Annotated in this window: 13 protein-coding genes; 8 read left to right on the plus strand and 5 right to left on the minus strand. The window is 71.6% G+C overall.

All coding sequences use genetic code 11. From position 1 onward, the window contains the following. Positions 1–48: 48 nt before the first annotated feature. From ACFW3D_RS09940 to ACFW3D_RS09950, 3 genes are all read left to right on the plus strand, one after another. A complete protein-coding gene (locus tag ACFW3D_RS09940) occupies positions 49–1,449 on the plus strand; it encodes a dihydrolipoamide acetyltransferase family protein (RefSeq protein WP_500503521.1) in 1,401 nt (466 codons plus the stop codon). A 104-nt stretch (positions 1,450–1,553) separates the two neighbouring features. Beyond that, positions 1,554–1,748: a hypothetical protein gene (locus ACFW3D_RS09945; RefSeq protein ID WP_406266671.1), complete on the plus strand. Its 195-nt coding sequence runs from the start codon at positions 1,554–1,556 to the stop codon at positions 1,746–1,748. Between the two features lie 50 nt (positions 1,749–1,798). Further along, positions 1,799–3,616, plus strand: coding sequence for an NHL domain-containing thioredoxin family protein (locus ACFW3D_RS09950; RefSeq protein WP_500503340.1), 1,818 nt, complete (start codon positions 1,799–1,801; stop codon positions 3,614–3,616). 15 nt (positions 3,617–3,631) lie between these two features. On the opposite strand, the gene ACFW3D_RS09955 is transcribed toward ACFW3D_RS09950, so the two are convergent. From ACFW3D_RS09955 to ACFW3D_RS09970, 4 genes are all read right to left on the minus strand, one after another. After that, positions 3,632–3,853, minus strand: a complete 222-nt coding sequence (locus ACFW3D_RS09955; protein WP_018559143.1) for a hypothetical protein — start codon at positions 3,851–3,853, stop codon at positions 3,632–3,634. Between the two features lie 132 nt (positions 3,854–3,985). After that, the gene (locus ACFW3D_RS09960; protein ID WP_500503341.1) at positions 3,986–5,275 is read right to left on the minus strand and encodes a M18 family aminopeptidase; all 1,290 of its coding nucleotides are present in this window, start codon (positions 5,273–5,275) and stop codon (positions 3,986–3,988) included. Between the two features lie 95 nt (positions 5,276–5,370). Then, complete coding sequence (locus tag ACFW3D_RS09965; protein ID WP_500503343.1) at positions 5,371–7,200, minus strand: acyl-CoA dehydrogenase; 1,830 nt, start codon at positions 7,198–7,200, stop codon at positions 5,371–5,373. Positions 7,201–7,309: 109 nt separating this feature from the next. Further along, complete coding sequence (locus tag ACFW3D_RS09970; RefSeq protein WP_500503345.1) at positions 7,310–8,386, minus strand: AI-2E family transporter; 1,077 nt, start codon at positions 8,384–8,386, stop codon at positions 7,310–7,312. 136 nt (positions 8,387–8,522) lie between these two features. Here ACFW3D_RS09970 and metG point away from each other — a divergent pair, with 136 nt between their 5' ends. The 4 genes from metG to ACFW3D_RS09990 all read left to right on the plus strand — a co-directional run bounded on the left by metG (position 8,523) and on the right by ACFW3D_RS09990 (position 11,519). Next, positions 8,523–10,250, plus strand: coding sequence for a methionine--tRNA ligase (gene metG / locus ACFW3D_RS09975; protein WP_500503347.1), 1,728 nt, complete (start codon positions 8,523–8,525; stop codon positions 10,248–10,250). Beyond that, the gene (locus ACFW3D_RS09980) at positions 10,250–10,795 is read left to right on the plus strand and encodes a hypothetical protein (protein ID WP_500503349.1); all 546 of its coding nucleotides are present in this window, start codon (positions 10,250–10,252) and stop codon (positions 10,793–10,795) included. The genes metG and ACFW3D_RS09980 overlap by 1 nt, the downstream gene beginning before the upstream one ends. 65 nt (positions 10,796–10,860) lie before the next feature. Next, complete coding sequence (locus ACFW3D_RS09985; RefSeq protein ID WP_500503350.1) at positions 10,861–11,127, plus strand: hypothetical protein; 267 nt, start codon at positions 10,861–10,863, stop codon at positions 11,125–11,127. Continuing rightward, positions 11,124–11,519, plus strand: coding sequence for a type II toxin-antitoxin system VapC family toxin (locus ACFW3D_RS09990; RefSeq protein WP_500503352.1), 396 nt, complete (start codon positions 11,124–11,126; stop codon positions 11,517–11,519). The genes ACFW3D_RS09985 and ACFW3D_RS09990 overlap by 4 nt, the downstream gene beginning before the upstream one ends. A 95-nt stretch (positions 11,520–11,614) precedes the next feature. Here the strand turns inward: ACFW3D_RS09990 and aspS are convergent, their stop codons facing one another. Continuing rightward, positions 11,615–13,384: an aspartate--tRNA ligase gene (gene aspS / locus ACFW3D_RS09995; protein ID WP_500503354.1), complete on the minus strand. Its 1,770-nt coding sequence runs from the start codon at positions 13,382–13,384 to the stop codon at positions 11,615–11,617. Between the two features lie 108 nt (positions 13,385–13,492). Between aspS and ACFW3D_RS10000 the strand changes: the two genes are divergently transcribed. Beyond that, positions 13,493–15,598: an ATP-binding SpoIIE family protein phosphatase gene (locus ACFW3D_RS10000; RefSeq protein ID WP_500503355.1), complete on the plus strand. Its 2,106-nt coding sequence runs from the start codon at positions 13,493–13,495 to the stop codon at positions 15,596–15,598. Positions 15,599–15,727 lie beyond the last annotated feature (129 nt).

Here is a 15,727-nt window from a genome sequence, read left to right on the forward strand (position 1 = left end):
AGGGTTGTGACGACAGTGGCAGCACCGCAGCGCTTCCGTGAGTTCAAGATGCCGGACGTCGGCGAGGGACTCACCGAGGCCGAGATCCTCAAGTGGTACGTCAAGCCGGGCGACACCGTCACCGACGGCCAGGTCGTCTGCGAGGTGGAGACCGCCAAGGCCGCGGTCGAGCTCCCGATCCCGTTCGACGGGGTGGTGCACGAACTGCGCTTCCCCGAGGGCGAGACCGTGGACGTCGGCACCGTGATCATCGCCGTCGACACCGGTGCGGGCGACGTGGGCGAGGCGGCCGCCGCGGCCGCCCCGGAGCCGGCCGCCGCGCCGGCCCCCGCCGCGGAACCGGAGCAGAAGCGGCAGCCCGTGCTGGTCGGCTACGGCGTCGCCGTCTCGTCGACCAAGCGCCGCGCACGCAAGACGCCCGCCGTCCCGGCCCAGTCCGGCGCGCAGCAGGCCGTCCAGGGCGAGCTGAACGGCCGCGCCCCGGCGCCGGCCGCCGCCCCGGCTCCGGTGGCCCCCGCCGGGTTCGCGCCCGCCGAGGTGCGACCGCTGGCCAAGCCGCCGGTGCGCAAGCTCGCCAAGGACCTGGGCGTGGACCTGGCCGTGGTCACCCCGACCGGGCCGCAGGGCACGATCACCCGCGAGGACGTCCAGAAGGCGGCGGCACCCGCCGCCGCGCCGGCCGCCCCCGCGCAGGTGCCGGCCGCCGCGCAGGCGGTACCGGCTCCGACCACCACGGTCCCCGCCGGTGCGCTGGAGACCCGCGTCCCGATCAAGGGCGTCCGCAAGGCCACGGCCGCGGCCATGGTCGCCAGCGCCTTCACCGCGCCGCACGTGACCGAGTTCGTCACCTTCGACATCACCCGGACCATGCGGCTCGTCCAGGAGCTGAAGACCGACCCGGCCTTCGCCGGGCTCAAGGTCAGTCCGCTGCTGCTGGTCGCCAAGGCCCTGCTGGTCGCGATCCGCCGCAACCCGGAGATCAACGCCGCCTGGGACGAGGCCAACCAGGAGATCGTCCACAAGGGCTACGTCAACCTGGGCATCGCGGCCGCGACTCCGCGCGGCCTGATCGTCCCGAACATCAAGGACGCCCAGGCCAAGACCCTGCCCGAACTGGCGTCCGCCCTCGGTGAGCTGGTCGCCACGGCCCGTGAGGGCAAGACCTCGCCGGCCGACATGCAGGGCGGCACGATCACCATCACCAACGTCGGCGTCTTCGGCGTCGACACCGGCACGCCCATCCTCAACCCCGGGGAGTCCGCGATCCTCGCCTTCGGCGCGGTCAAGGACCTCCCCTGGGTCCACAAGGGCAAGGTCAAGCCCCGCCAGGTCACCACGCTCGCGCTCTCCTTCGACCACCGCCTGGTCGACGGCGAGCTCGGCTCCAAGTTCCTCGCCGACGTCGCGGCGGTCCTGGAGTACCCCAAGCGCCTGATCACCTGGGCCTGAGCCGCCCGCGCACGACAACGGGAAGGGTCCGGACATTTGTGCGTCCGGGCCCTTCCCGCGCGTGTCGCCCCCACCCGGGCGGCGATCTGTGACGTCATACGGCCATGGCGGTATCCATCTCCGTGGTCCTGCTCCTGATCGTGATCACGCTCATCCTGCTCCGGGCGAAGTCGCTGAAGGTCTCCCACGCGATCCTGTGCGTCCTCCTCGGCTTCTGCCTCGCCAGTTCCAGCCTCGCCCCCACCATCCACTCCGGCCTGGTCGCCACCACTGACGCCGTGAGCGACCTGCGCCCCTGAGCCCGTCCTCGCCGTGATCGGGCGCGGCGCGCGGATGGCACCCTTGAAGCATGAACGATTCCGCCGCCGCGTCCTCCCCCAAGCCCCGCCGTGCCCGTGTCCGCGCCCCCGAGCTGGTCGGCAAGGGCGGGTGGATCAACACCGGCGGCACGCAGCTGGACCTCTCCGACCTGCGCGGATCCATCGTGATCCTCGATTTCTGGACCTTCTGCTGCATCAACTGCCTGCACGTCCTCGACGAGCTGCGCGAGCTGGAGGAGAAGCACCGCGACACCGTGGTGATCGTCGGCGTCCACTCGCCGAAGTTCGTGCACGAGGCCGAGCACCAATCGGTCGTGGACGCCGTGGAGCGCTACGGGGTGCACCACCCGGTGCTGGACGATCCGGAGCTGGCCACCTGGAAGCAGTACGCCGTGCGGGCGTGGCCGACGCTGACCGTGATCGACCCGGAGGGCTACGTCGTGGCCCAGCACTCCGGGGAGGGGCACGCGCACGCGCTGGAGGCGCTGGTCACCGAGCTGGAGGCGGAGCACGCGGCGAAGGGGACGCTGCGCCGCGGGGACGGGCCGTACGTGCCGCCGGAGCCGGTGGCGACGGACCTGCGGTTCCCGGGCAAGGCGCTGCGGCTGCCGTCGGGGAACCTGCTGGTCTCGGACTCGACCCGGCACCAGCTGGTGGAGATGGAGCCGGACGGGGAGACCGTCGTGCGGCGGATCGGCGGTCCGGGGGACTTCAACGAGCCGCAGGGGCTGGCGCTGCTGCCGGACGGCACCGTGGTCGTCGCGGACACCGTGCACCACCGGCTGCGGACGTTCGACCCGGCGAGCGGGGCCCTGGAGACGGTGGCCGGCACCGGGAAGCAGTGGTGGCAGGGGTCGGCGACATCGGGCCCGGCGCTCGGGACCGACCTGTCGTCGCCGTGGGACGTGGCGTGGTGGGACGGCAGGGTGTGGATCGCCATGGCGGGCGTCCACCAGTTGTGGACGTACGACCCGGCGGACGGGACGGTCGCCGTGGCGGCCGGGACGACGAACGAGGGGCTGGTCGACGGGCCGGCGGAGGAGGCGTGGTTCGCCCAGCCGTCGGGCCTGGCGGCGGCGGGCGACCGGCTGTGGGTCGCGGACTCCGAGACCAGCGCGCTGCGCTGGGTGGAGCGGGCCGCGGACGGCCGGGGGTACGTGGTGCGCACCGCCGTCGGCACGGGGCTGTTCGACTTCGGCCACCGCGACGGTGCCGCGGATCAGGCGCTGCTGCAGCATCCGCTGGGGGTGACCGGGCTGCCGGACGGGTCGGTCGCGGTCAGCGACACGTACAACCACGCGCTGCGCCGCTTCGACCCGGCGACGGGTGAGGTCGGCACGCTCGCCACCGACCTGCGGGAGCCGTCGGGCGCGGTGCTGGACGGCGGGGAGATCGTGGTGGTGGAGTCCGCCGCTCACCGGCTGACGCGGCTGCGCCTGCCGGAGGAGGCGGTGCGGGTCGAGGGTGCGGCGCATCGTACGCAGCGGCCCGCGACGGACGTGGCGCCGGGGCCGCTGCGGCTGGACGTGGTGTTCTCCGCCCCGGCCGGCCAGAAGCTCGACGAGCGCTACGGCCCGTCGACGCGGCTGCTGGTCGGTGCGACGCCGCCGGAACTGCTGCTGGAGGGGGCCGGCAAGGGCACGGACCTCTTCCGCGACGTCGTCCTGAACGGGGACGTCGGTGAGGGGGTGCTCCACGTGTCGGCGATGGCCGCGTCGTGCGACGACGACCCGGACAACGAGTTCCCGGCCTGCCATGTGCACCAGCAGGACTGGGGTGTCCCCGTACGGCTGACGGCCGAGGGGGACACCCGGCTGGCCCTGGTGCTCGCCGGGATGGACGCCTGACGCCCCCGTGGTCCGTCACACGTGCGGGTAGTTGCGCGCGCGTTCGTCCATCACCGGCATCGGCTCCACGACCCGGCGCTTCTTGAAGATGCTGATGTACGCGGCCAGGCCGATGACGCCGACCGCCATCATGATCAGACCGACCAGGTCGAGGTTGACCCCGGCCATGTGCCAGTCGGTCGCGAAGGTGAGGATGGCCCCCACCGCGATCAGGCCGATGCAACCGCCGATGCCCATGATGTCCGCCTCCGAACGGGGTTGGGTCTACGGACTCGTAGAACCCGTGTACCCGGGGGCGGGCATCTCATGACCGTCGGATGCCGGTGAAGTCCGCTGTCGGGGGGCGGACTTCGCCGGCGGGCCCGCGGTTCAGCCCTCCAGGAACGCCTTCAGGGCACTGGCCAGCAGGAACGGGTCGTCGGCTCCGCACAGTTCGCGCGCGGAGTGCATCGAGAGGATCGGTACGCCGACGTCCACGGTCGTGATGCCGTGCCGGGCGGCGGTGATGGGGCCGATGGTGGTGCCGCAGGGCATGGCGTTGTTGGAGACGAAGGACTGCCAGGGCACGCCGGCCCGCTCGCAGGCGGCGGCGAAGATGCCGCGGCCGGTGCCGTCGGTGGCGTAGCGCTGGCTGACGTTGACCTTGAGGATCGGGCCGCCGTTGGGCATCGGGCGGTGCGTCGGGTCGTGCTTCTCCGCGTAGTTGGGGTGCACGGCGTGGCCGGTGTCGGCGGAGGCGCACACGGTGCCGGCGAAGGCGCGGGCGCGGTCCTCGTAACTGCCGCCGCGCGCGAAGACGGAGCGCTCCAGGACGTTGCCGAGCAGCGGGCCGAGGGCGCCGGTGTCGGACTCGCTGCCGGTCTCCTCGTGGTCGAACGCGGCCAGTACGGGGATGTACGGCAGGTCGGCCCCGGCGACGGCGGCCAGGGCGGCGGTGCCGGCGTGCACGGACAGCAGGTTGTCGAGCCGGCCCGCGGCGAGGAACTCGCGGTCGCGGCCGAGGTAGGCGGGCGGCTGGACGTCGTGGGTCATCAGGTCCCAGCCGACGACGTCGGCGGCGGCCACGCCGCTCTCCTCCGCGAGGAACGCGATCAGGGCGCCCTCCTCGACGTCGCCGAGGCCCCAGACGGGCTGCATGTGGCGCTGCTTGTCGAGCTTGAGGCCGTTGTCGTTGACGCCGCGGTCGAGGTGGACGGCGAGCTGCGGCACCCGCAGCAGCGGCCGGTCGACGTGGACCAGCGCCGTCGTGCCGTCGCGCAGCACCAGGCGGCCGGACAGCCCCAGGTCGCGGTCGAGCCAGGTGTTGAGGAGGGCGCCGCCGTAGATCTCGACGGCGATCTGGCGCCACCCGAAGGAGCCCGAGTCGGGACGCGGCTTGACGCGCAGGTTGGTGGAGTCGGTGTGCGCGCCGACGACCCGGAAGGGGGTGGCGGGTCCGGCACCCTCGGGCACGTACCAGGCGATGATCGCGCCGCCCCGCAGCACGTACCTGCCGCCCGCCTCGGCGCCCCACGCCTCGGTCTCCGCCACCTGCTGGAATCCCGCCTTCTCCAGGCGCTCGGCCGCGCTCGCGACCGCGTGGTACTGCGAGGGGCTGGCGGTGATGAAGGCTGCGAGGTCGTCGGTGTGGCCGCGGCCGAAGTGGGGCTGAGGGTTCATGCTTCAAGGATAAGGACGCGCGACGGCCCGCTCCTCGCGGGAGGAGCGGGCCGTCGTTGCCCTACCGGTTCCGGCCGGAACCGGTCAGGACCGGGTCAGAACGCCTCTTCCGGAAGGTCCATGACGTCGAGCGTGACGCCGTCGGCGACGGACCGTGCGACGGAGACCTGGGGCAGGACCTCGGCGGCGAAGTGCTTCGCGGCGGCGATCTTGCCGGTGTAGAAGGCGGTGTCCTTCGCGGAGGCGCCGGCGGCCAGCTTCGCGGCGGCGACGGCGGCACCCTTGAGCAGCAGGTAGCCGACGACGACGTCGCCGGAGGCGAGCAGCAGGCGGGTGGTGTTCAGCCCCACCTTGTAGATGTTCTTGACGTCCTGCTCGGTGGCGGCGAGGTCGGTCAGCATCTTGCCGACGATGGCCTCGAGGTCCACGGCGGCCTTGGCGAGCTGCTCGCGGGCGCCGGAGAGCTCCTCGCCGCCGGTGGCCTCGGCGAGGAACGTCTTGATCTCCTCGGAGAGGGCGGTGAGCGCGGTGCCCTGGTTGCGGACGATCTTCCGGAAGAAGTAGTCCTGGCCCTGGATCGCGGTGGTGCCCTCGTAGAGGGTGTCGATCTTGGCGTCGCGGATGTACTGCTCGATCGGGTACTCCTGCAGGAAGCCGGAGCCGCCGAAGATCTGCAGGGACTGGGCGAGCTGCTCGTAGCCCTTCTCGGAGCCGTAGCCCTTGACGATCGGCAGGAGCAGGTCGTTGAGCGCCTCGAGGGCCTTGGCCTCCTCGCCGGCCGCCTCGGCGGCGGCGATCGCGTCCTGGACGGAGGCGGTGTAGAGGACCAGGGCGCGCATGCCCTCGGCGTAGGCCTTCTGCGTCAGCAGGGAGCGGCGCACGTCCGGGTGGTGGGTGATGGTGACCTTGGGCGCGGACTTGTCCATGAACTGCGCGAGGTCCGGGCCCTGCACGCGCTCCTTGGCGTACTCCAGCGCGTTGAGGTAGCCGGTCGAGAGGGTGGAGATCGCCTTCGTGCCGACCATCATGCGGGCGAACTCGATGATGCGGAACATCTGGCGGATGCCGTCGTGCTTGTCGCCGATGAGCCAGCCCTTGGCGGGGTGCTTGTCGCCGAAGGTCATCTCGCAGGTGTTGGAGGCCTTCAGGCCCATCTTGTGCTCGACGTTCGTGGCGTAGACGCCGTTGCGCTCGCCCAGCTCGCCGGTCTCGAAGTCGAAGAGGTACTTGGGGACGAGGAAGAGCGACAGGCCCTTGGTGCCGGGGCCGGCACCCTCGGGGCGGGCGAGGACGTAGTGGAGGATGTTCTCCTCCATGTCGTGCTCGCCGGAGGTGATGAAGCGCTTCACGCCCTCGATGTGCCAGGAGCCGTCCTCCTGCTCGACGGCCTTGGTGCGGCCGGCGCCCACGTCCGAGCCGGCGTCCGGCTCGGTGAGGACCATGGTGGAGCCCCAGGTCTTCTCGACCGCGATCGCGGCGATCTTCTGCTGGACCTCGTTGCCCTCCTCGAAGAGGATGCGGGCGAAGGCCGGGCCGGAGGAGTACATCCACAGGGCGGGGTTCGAGCCGAGGATCAGTTCCGCGTACGACCAGATCAGGGACGGCGGGGCGACGGTGCCGCCGATGCCCTCGGGCAGGCCGAGGCGCCAGTACTCGGAGGCCATGAAGGCCTTGTAGCTCTTCTTGAAGGAGTCCGGCACCGGGGCGGTGTTGGTCGCCGGGTCGAAGACCGGCGGGTTGCGGTCGCCGTCCGCGAAGGATTCGGCGAGCTCGTTCTCCGCGAGGCGTGCGACCTCGGACAGGATGTCCTTGGCGGTCTCGACGTCCATCTCGGCGAACGGGCCGGTCCCGTACGACTTGTCGCGTCCGAGGACCTCGAAGAGGTTGAACTCGATGTCGCGAAGGTTTGACTTGTAGTGGCCCATGGCGACGGCTCCGTCGGGGTCGGTCGGACGGCGGGAAGGGTGCCAGTCCTCGCAGCTTTATCACTTACCGATCGGTAATGATGCTACCCGTCGGTAATAAAAACAACCCCTACCCGCCCGGATGTGACGGAGGACCTTCGACTTCTGGAGGAACCTCCGGCTCCAGGTGCCGCAGTTCGTCCAGGGCCCCGAAGGCGGCGGCCGCGATCGGCACCGCCAGCAGCATCCCGAGGATGCCCGCCAGGCTCGCCCCCGCGGTGATCGCCAGCAGCACCAGCGCGGGGTGCATGTGCACGGTGCGGCTCTGCACGATCGGCTGCAGCACGTGCCCCTCCAGCACCTGCACGGCCAGCACCACCCCCAGGGCCCACAGGCCGATCACCCACCCCCGGTCCGCGAGTGCGACGAGCACCGCCACCGCGCCGGAGATGAACGCTCCGAGGTACGGGACGTAGGCGCCGATGAAGACCAGCGCGGCAAGGCCCGCCGCCCCCGGCACCCGCAGGACCAGCAGGCCGATGCCGATCAGCACGGCGTCGATCAGCGCGATCACGGTCGTGCCCCGCATGAAGCCCTGGACGGCGGCGAAGGCGCGGTGGGCGATCCGCTCCAGCAGGGGACCGGTGCCGTTCGGGGCGGCCCCGCGCAGCAGCGCGGGGAAGCGGGCGCCGTCGCGCAGGAAGAAGAAGGTCAGCAGCAGCGCCAGCACGGCGGTGGCGATGAGCTGCCCCACGACGCTGATCCCGGACACCACCCCGGAGGCGGCGCGGGCGCCGTACTTGGTGGCGAAGGACTTGAGGCTGTCGATGGTGTCGTTCAGCGAGGTCCCCGACGCGCCCAGGCGCGGCAGCAGTTTCCGGGCCGCTTCCTTGAGCGAGGCCACGATCTCGTCCCCGGTCTCCAGCAGGCTGTGGACGACCAGGAACCCCACACCCGCGACGAAGACCACCAGTGCCACGCAGGTCAGCGCCGCGGCCGCCGACCGCTGCACCTTGACGGCCCGCATCCGCCGGTAGAGGGGGCCGAGCAGGGCGCTGCCCAGCAGGGCCAGCAGGACGGGTGTGACCACGGCTGCGAAGGTGACGACGAGCCAGACCCCCAGCGCGCCCACGCCCGCCACCAGCAGCACGACGGCGCACCACGCGGCCGTCCGTCGCGCGGAGGCCGGCAGAAGGGGCGCGTCCACCCGCCCAGCGGATCACGGGAGCCCCGCTGTCCGCATGCCGGAAAAGGCGAACGGGTGGCCCTTCACCGTCGGATACGATATTGACGGTCCGTAGAGGAATTCCTCACCCACAGTAGCGACTTGGGAGCAGCCGGCAATGGCTCGACACCTCATCACCAGCGCCCTTCCGTACATCAACGGGATCAAGCACCTGGGCAACATGGTGGGGTCCATGCTCCCGGCCGACGTCTACTCCCGGTACCTGCGCCAGCGCGGCCAGGAGGTCCTCTACATCTGCGCCACCGACGAGCACGGCACCCCGGCCGAGCTCGCCGCCCAGGAGGCCGGGCTCCCGGTCGCCGAGTTCTGCGCCCAGCAGCACGACGCGCAGAAGGCGGTCTACGACGGCTTCGCGCTCTCCTTCGACTACTTCGGCCGCAGCTCCTCGCCGCAGAACGTGGAGATCACCCAGGCCATCGCGCGCGAGCTGAAGCAGAACGGCTTCATCGAGGAGCGCGCCATCCGCCAGGTCTACTCCCTGGACGACGAGCGCTTCCTGCCCGACCGCTACATCGTCGGCACCTGCCCGCACTGCGGCTACGACAAGGCCCGCGGCGACCAGTGCGAGAACTGCACCCGCGTGCTGGACCCGACCGACCTGATCGACCCGCGCTCCGCGATCAGCGGCAGCAGCCGGCTCGAGGTCCGCGAGACCAAGCACCTCTTCCTGCTCCAGTCCAAGCTCTCCCACGAGGTCGAGGCCTGGGTCGACGAGCACGGCAAGGACTGGCCGACGCTCGCCTCCTCCATCGCCCGCAAGTGGCTGACCGAGGGCCTGCAGGACCGCGCCATCACCCGCGACCTCGACTGGGGCGTGCCGGTGCCGGCCGACACCTGGCCGGACCTGGCGGCCGAGGGCAAGGTCTTCTACGTCTGGTTCGACGCGCCGATCGAGTACATCGGCGCCACCAAGGAGTGGTCGGACGCCGCGCCCGAGGGCGAGACCCGCGACTGGCGCTCCTGGTGGTACGACGTCGACACCGACGTCCGCTACACCGAGTTCATGGCCAAGGACAACGTCCCCTTCCACACCGTGATGTTCCCGGCCACCCTGCTGGGCACCCGCGACAAGTGGAAGAAGGTCGACTTCGTCAAGGCCTTCAACTGGCTGAACTACTACGGCGGCAAGTTCTCCACCTCGCAGCGGCGCGGCATCTTCACCGACGCCGCTCTGGAGATCCTGCCCGCCGACTACTGGCGCTACTTCCTGATCGCCAACGCGCCCGAGTCCGACGACACCTCCTTCACCTGGGAGCACTTCGCGGCCTCGGTCAACAAGGACCTCGCCGACACCCTCGGCAACTTCGTCAACCGCGTGCTGTCCTTCTCCCGCAAGCGCTTCGGCGACGAGGTGCCCGCGGGCAAGGAGGCCGGAGAGGCCGAGCGGCGCCTGGGCGAGCAGATCGCCGAGCTCCTCGCGGAGTACGAGCGGCACATGGAGGACCTGCAGTTCCGCAAGGCCGCGCAGGCGCTGCGCGCCCTGTGGAGCGCCGGCAACTCCTACCTGGAGGAGAAGGCCCCCTGGCTGGAGATCAAGACGGACGCCGACGGCGCCGCCCTGACCCTGCGCACCGCCATGAACCTGATCCACCTCTACGCGGTCGTCTCCGAGCCCTTCATCCCGGCCACGGCCGCCGCCATGCGCGGCGCCTTCGCCCTGACGGACGACACCGCGGTCTGGGTCACCCCCGAGGAGGCCCGCGCCCTGGCCGCCGTCCCCGCCGGGACGGCCTTCACCGTCCCGCCGGTGCTCTTCGCGAAGATCACCGAGGAGGACCTGGAGTCCTACCGCGAGCGCTTCGGCGGGGAGCCGGAGGCCGCCTGATGCCTGCCACGGCCAGGGACAGGTCCCCGCTGGTGCTCATCCTGGCGGTGGGCCTGACCCTGGTGCTGGTGGTGGCCGGGGTGATCCTCGCGGTCTCGCTGACCGGCTCGGGCGACCGCCGCTCCGGCGCCGCCCCGGGCGCGGACGGCGCCTGCCGCGGCAGCAACGTCACCCTGGAGAAGGCCGCCGGGCGCTTCGGCCTGCGGCTGCCGGACGACCCGCAGGACGTGCACTACCTCGCCCAGGGCGGCGGGCTGTCGGGTCAGCACGACCTCCAACTGCGCTTCCGCACCACGGCCGCCGGCCTGAAGCAGTTCCTCGCCGCCTCCGGTTTCGGTGCGCTCGGCCCCGACGTCCAGGCCCTGCGCGTGGGCGAGCCCCCCGCCGACCCCTGCCGCCGCGCCGCCGGCGGCCTCGCGCACGCCCGCTACGCCGGCGACCACGTGCCCGCCGGCGCGGGCCACGGCGCCTACAGCCGCGGGGTCGCCGTCGACGACAGCGACCCCGCGCGCCCGGTGGTCGCCCTCGTCGCCCTGGACGGCTGAGCGACGGGCCCGTCGCCTCCGCCCGCCTGCATGCAGATGTGCATGCAGGGTGCGACACTGTCCGTATGGTTGCTCTCCAGATCCGCGACGTGCCCGAGGAACTGCGCGACCGCCTCGCGGCCATAGCCGAGGAACGCGGTCAGTCGCTTCAGGCGTATCTGTTCGACCTCGTGAGCGACGAGGTGCGGCGCAGGGACAACCTGGCCGTCATCGAACGGTTCTCGAAGTCCGCGTACGGCACCCGGCTCTCCGAAGGCGACGTCACGGACACGCTGCGTGCGGCGCGGGCCGAGCGGGACGCGGAACTCGGTGTGCCGGGAAGCGATCGGTGATCGTCGTCGACGCGTCCGTCTTCGCCTTCTCGCTCCTGGACGAAGGCACGACCGGCGAGCGTTGCCGAAGCGCCCTGGCCGCGGACGACCGCTGGATCGCGCCGCAGCACTGGACGATCGAGGTCATGTCCGTGATCCGTGGCAATCTGCTCGGTGGCAAGATCACTGCCGGCCATGCCGCGGACGCGGTGGAGGCGCTCCGCGAGCTCGACCCCGTAGTCCCGATGACCCGCGTTCTGCTGCCCCGTGTCTGGGAACTCCGGGGCAATCTCACCGCCTACGACGCGGCGTACGTGGCTGCCGCGGAGGCGTACGGCTGCCCGCTCCTCACCACCGACGGACGGATGGCCCGCGCTTGCGGCATTCGCTGCCCGGTCGAGGTCGTCGGCTGACGGCGGGATCGCACGGTTCGGGACCCGGGCGGACGCCGAGGGGCCCGGAACCATGCGGTTCCGGGCCCCTCGGCGTCACGGTGTGGTGCGGGCCGTCAGGCCTTCTTCTCCGGGGGGAGCCGCAGCGCGAGGTGCAGCTCCTTCAGCCGCGCCTCGTCGACCGTGCTCGGCGCGCCCATGAGGAGGTCCTGGGCGTTCTGGTTGAGCGGGAAGGCGATGGTCTCGCGGATGTTGGGCTCGTCCGCGAGGAGCATGACCATGCGGTCGACACCCGGGGCGATGCCGCCGTGCGGCGGGGCGCCGAAGTGGAAGGCGCGGAGCATGCCGCCGAACTCGTGCTCGACGGTGTCCCGGTCGTAGCCGGCGATCTCGAAGGCCTTGTACATGATCGCGGGCTCGTGGTTCCGGATGGCGCCGGAGGACAGCTCGACGCCGTTGCAGACGATGTCGTACTGCCAGGCGAGGATGTCCAGCGGGTCCTTGGTCTCCAGCGCCTCCAGGCCGCCCTGCGGCATGGAGAACGGGTTGTGGGAGAACTCGACCTGTCCGGTGTCCTCGTTCTTCTCGAACATCGGGAAGTCGACGATCCAGCAGAAGCGGAAGACGTCCTCCTCGAACTGCCCGGCCCGCTTCGCGGCCTCGACCCGGACGGCGCCCATGATCTTGGAGACCTCGTCGAACTCGCCCGCGCCGAAGAAGATCGCGTGGCCGGGCTTGGCGTCGACGGCGGAGAGCAGCGCCTTGACGTCGTCCTCGGTGAGGAACTTGGCGATCGGGCCGGTGAGGGTGAGGTCGTCGCCGACCCGGACCCAGGCCAGGCCCTTGGCGCCCTGCTCGACGGCGTAGTCGCCGAGGTTGTCGAAGAACTTGCGCGGCTGCTCGGCGGTGTCCGGCACCGGCAGGGCGCGGACGTGCTTGCCGGCGAAGGCCTTGAAGCCGGAGTCGGCGAAGACCGACGAGACGTCCACCAGCTCCAGGCGGGCGCGCAGGTCGGGCTTGTCGTTGCCGTACCTGACCATCGACTCGCGGAACGGGATCCGCGGGAACGGCGAGGTCACGTGGCGGCCGCCGCCGAACTCCTCGAAGAGGTCGGTCATGACCTTCTCGATGACCCCGAAGACGTCCTCCTGCTCGACGAAGCTCATCTCGACGTCGAGCTGGTAGAACTCGCCGGGCGAGCGGTCGGCGCGGCTGTCCTCGTCGCGGAAGCAGGGCGCGATCTGGAAGTAGCGGTCGAAGCCCGCGATCATCAGCAGCTGCTTGAACTGCTGCGGGGCCTGCGGGAGCGCGTAGAACGTGCCGGGGTGCACGCGGGAGGGCACCAGGAAGTCACGCGCGCCCTCGGGCGAGGTGGCGGACAGGATCGGGGTGGCCAGCTCGTTGAAGCCGAGCGCCGTCATCTCGCGGCGCAGGAAGCTGATGACCTGGGTGCGCAGCATGATGTTGCGGTGCATGCGGGCACGGCGCAGGTCGAGGAAGCGGTTGGTGAGCCGCATCTCCTCGTTCGCGTTGTCCTCCGGGAAGACCGGGAACGGCAGCTGGTCGGCGGCGCCGAGCACCTCCAGTTCGGTGACCTCGACCTCGACGGCGCCGGTGGGCAGGTCGGGGTTGACGTTCTCCTCCGAACGGGCGACGACGCGGCCGTCGACGCGGAGCACCGACTCCTTGGACTGGTGGCTCAGGGCCTCGTACGCGGGCGAGCCCGGACGGGCGACGAGCTGGACCACCCCGTAGTGGTCGCGGAGATCGACGAACAGGATGCCGCCCAGATCCCGGCGATTGTGCAGCCAACCACTCAGGCGCACTTCCGCGTCTACGTCGGTGGCGCGCAGCTCACCGCAGGTGTGGGACCGGTACCGATGCATCGTTCATCCAAGTCGTCTGATTTCGGGGATGAGGCCTCCCCAGTCTACGGGGGGACGCGCGCCCGACCCCATTCGGATGAAAGACGCGAAAAACCATAAACTATGCGAATGCGCATCGAGGACGTGCTGGCCTCGCTCGGCACGGGCGTCTGGCGCTGGGACGGCGCCACCGACCTGGTGGAGCTCGACGCCGTGAGCGCCGGGCTGATAGGGCTTCCGCCCCGGCCGCAGAAGGTCCACTCGGGGGTGACCCGGGCCTGTTACCACGCTTCCGACTACGTGGACATGTCGGCGGCGGTCGCCCTCGCGGTGGCCGAGGGCACCTCCTCGGAGTCGCTGCTGCGCGTGGTCCGGGAGGACGGACGGGTCGTCCGCACGGTGCTGATGCGGACCTTCGGGCTCCCCTCCGCGAACGGCCGGCCGGAGGAGATCGTCGGCACGCTGCAGGAGGCGCCCGCGGTGCACGGGATCGCCGGAGCGGGCACCGGCACCCGGTCCGCCACGGTCCCCTCGGCTCCCGCGGACTGGCGTCGGTCCCGCGAGGCCTTCCTGCTGGACGCGGGCCGGGCGCTGGCGGAGGCGGACAGCACCGAGGAGGTGCTCCGCGTGGCCGCCCACCTGTCCATGCCGGGGTTCTCCCCAGACCGCCTCGCCGTCTTCGGCGTCCAGGGCGACCGGCTCCGCGCCATCGGCTTCCACGGGCAGCGGCCGGGCGACGAGGCGCCGTTCCTGGACATGCCGCTCGGCACGGAGTACCCGGCGGCGGTCGTGGTGCGCACCGGCCGGGCGGTGTACCTGCAGAGCCCCCAGGCGTACGAGGAACGCTTCCCGGCGACCTGGCCGCTGGTGCGGGACTTCGGGCGGTCGTCCTGGGCGTACCTGCCGCTGGTCGTCGCGGGCCGCACGATCGGCGCGTGGATGGCGGCCTTCCGGGAACGCGTGGCGTTCACCGCGGACGAGCGGTCGGTGCTGACCACGGTCGCCCGGATGCTCGCCCAGGCGTTGTCCAGGGCGCATCTGCACGAGTCGGAGCGGGAGCTCTCCGACGGGCTGCAGCGGGGGATGCTGCCGGGACGGCGGCCGGACGTCGAGGGGATGACGCTGACCGCCCGGTACGTGCCGACCGGTGGCGGGCTGCAGGTGGGCGGCGACTGGTACGACGTGATCGACCTGCCGTCGGGGCGCACCGCGCTGGTCGTCGGCGACGTGCAGGGCCACGACGTCCGCGCGGCGGGGGTGATGGGGCAACTGCGCATCGCGCTGCGCGCGTACGCCGCCGAGGGGCACCGCCCGGACGCGGTGATGTCCCGGACCTCCCGGTTCCTCGCCGGGCTCACCGAGTGCTCCGCCGAGAGCGACGACCCGCGCTTCGCCACCTGCCTCTACATGGAGGTCGATCCGGTGAACGGCACCCTGGACGTGGTGCGGGCCGGTCACCTGGATCCGGTCGTCCGGCTGGCGGACGGCACGACGATCGTCCGGCGGACGGCCGGCGGCCTACCGCTGGGGATCGCCCCCGACTCGGACTACCCGACCACGCGGCTCGGCCTGGAGCCCGGCGAGACGATGCTGATCTGCACGGACGGCCTGATCGAGACCGGCGGCCACGACCTGGACACCGGGTTCGGCCGACTGCGCTCGGTGCTGGAGGACGCGGAGGACGACGGGCTGGAGGCGCTCGCCGACGCGCTGGTCGAGGCGGTGCACGGTCCGGCCTCGCACCATCTGACCGGCCCGCTCGCCGACCGCCGCGAGGACGACGTCGCGCTGCTGCTCGTGCGCCGGGACCCCGTCGGGACGCGCGACGAGGTCCCGGTGCGGCGCAGTGTGCTCACCGTCGCCCAGACCGACGCCCGGCAGCTGCGGACGGCCCGGGAGGAGGTCCGCGCCCTGCTGCACGACTGGACCTCCGGGGAACAGGTGGACGCGGCCGTGCTGCTGGTGTCGGAGCTGGTCACCAACGTGCTGCTGCACACCGACGACGACGCGGTGCTGGGCGCGCAGCTTCTCGGCGTGCCCGGCGTCCGGCGGCTGCGGGTCGACGTGACCGACCGGAGCGACGACATGCCGCACCGCCGTACCCCGGGGGAGCTGGCGGCCTCCGGACGCGGACTGCTGCTCCTGCAGGAGATGGCGGACGCCTGGGGCGTGAATCCGCTGGGCGACGGCAAGGCGATCTGGTTCGAACTCCACGAGGCTCCCGTGGCGGGCTAGACCTCCTGCCCCGCGTCGCTCCCCCAGCTCCGCTGGGAGGTGCCCCCACGCTGCGTTGTCGAATGGTCCGAGTAGCCCACTACGAGGACGACTCTCCGCCTTGCGATGCACCGCACTGGGGGCACCTCC

Source organism: Streptomyces sp. NPDC058864 (assembly GCF_042742985.1).
In the GTDB taxonomy this organism is placed as follows: Bacteria; Actinomycetota; Actinomycetes; order Streptomycetales; family Streptomycetaceae; genus Actinacidiphila.